This window comes from Streptomyces sp. NRRL B-24085, assembly GCF_001282115.1.
In the GTDB taxonomy this organism is placed as follows: Bacteria; Actinomycetota; Actinomycetes; order Streptomycetales; family Streptomycetaceae; genus Streptomyces.
Window position 1 is genome coordinate 1 of the sequence record NZ_LJBR01000676.1, and the last position, 1,338, is coordinate 1,338.

Genomic DNA, 1,338 nt, shown 5'->3' on the forward strand with positions numbered 1-1,338 from the left:
GCGGCGGCCGGGTGATCGGGTTCACGGTAGGGGGCGGGGGGTAGGCGGCGGCGTCGGCGGGTGCGGCTGGGTGAGGGCGGGCGTTTGCGCAGTTCCCCGCGCCCCTGAGAGCCCATAGCGACGCCGGGAAGTGCAGCCCCCCCAGGGGCGCGGGGAACTGCGCGACCGGCCTCGACGCGCCCGCAGCCGCCGGATCCCGTGCACGGCACCCCCATAGGCGCCCGGCTGCAGCCCGGTGCAGCTGCCCGCGGGGAACTGCGCGACCAGCCACGACGCGCCCGCAGCCGCCGGATTCCCTGCACGGCACCCCCATAGGCGCCCGGCTACAGCCCGGTGCAGCTGCCCGCGGGGAACTGCGCAACCGGCCACGACGCGCCCGCAGCCGTTAGATCACCTGTTCCGGCAACCCTCGTAGAGGTGTCGTCTCCAGTGCCGTGCGGGCCGCCGCCAGTGCCGGGTGGGTCTGTTCCGCGACCCGGCGGAAGGTTTCCTGGGCGGTGCGGGCCGGCCAGGCCGGGGGCAGGTGGCGGGCCGGGAGCCTCGGGTCTGTGCGGATGGTGCGGAGCCAGTCGCTGACCAGGCGCAGGCGGATGCCGATGGGGTCGTCGTCGGTGCCGTTGCCGAGGTGGGCGCTCCAGCGCTTGTCGAAGGTGACGTAGCGGGCGGCGATGGACTCCAGGTCCCAGGTGTCGCGGATCATCTGCTCGATGTCGGTGATCTCGGCGGCCCGGGCGTGGAAGATTTTGACGTGGGCCGTGAGCCCGAGGTCGGTGACCACCTCGGAGACGTCCACGTGGCCCGGCGCGATCCACAGGCCGCTGTACAGGGCCCCGAATCCGGACCAGGTCAGCCGTGAGCGCAGGTCGTGGCGCTGGCGTTTCCAGGAGTCGGGCAGCGAGAAGCCGAGCAGGGTCCAGGAGCCGTCCCAGTCGTCGTTGACGGCGCCCTGTTCCCAGATGCGGGTGCGGCCGTCGATCAGGACCCGGGTGGCCTGCGGGGTCAGGCCGAAGAACATCTTGCGGCCTTCGCGCTGCCGCTGGAGCAGACCGCGGTTGACCATGCGGGTGAGGGTGGAGCGCACCGCCTGCTCGCCGACGCCGACGCGGCCCAGGACGTCGATGATGCTGCCCGAGTAGACGCCCAGGTCCCCCTCCTCCAGGACGTGGTTGCCGAAGAAGGTGAGCATGAGCGACTGCGGGCGCGGCTGCGGCCCGTCCGCGGTGTCCAGGATGTCGTCGTCCTCCACGGGGGCAAGGGTACGACCGCCCGCCGACCGTGCGGCAGGCGGTCGTAGGAGGTCACCGGCGGTCGGCGGGGTGGGCAAGGCCGTTGCGGGGG

General features: G+C 73.2%; 1 protein-coding gene. It reads right to left on the bottom strand.

Annotation, left to right across the window (positions count from 1 at the left end):
- Window positions 1-385: 385 nt before the first annotated feature.
- On the bottom strand, window positions 386-1,246 hold the full coding sequence (locus tag AOJ26_RS41120; RefSeq protein ID WP_199828935.1) for a PaaX family transcriptional regulator C-terminal domain-containing protein: 861 nt from the start codon (window positions 1,244-1,246) through the stop codon (window positions 386-388).
- Window positions 1,247-1,338 lie beyond the last annotated feature (92 nt).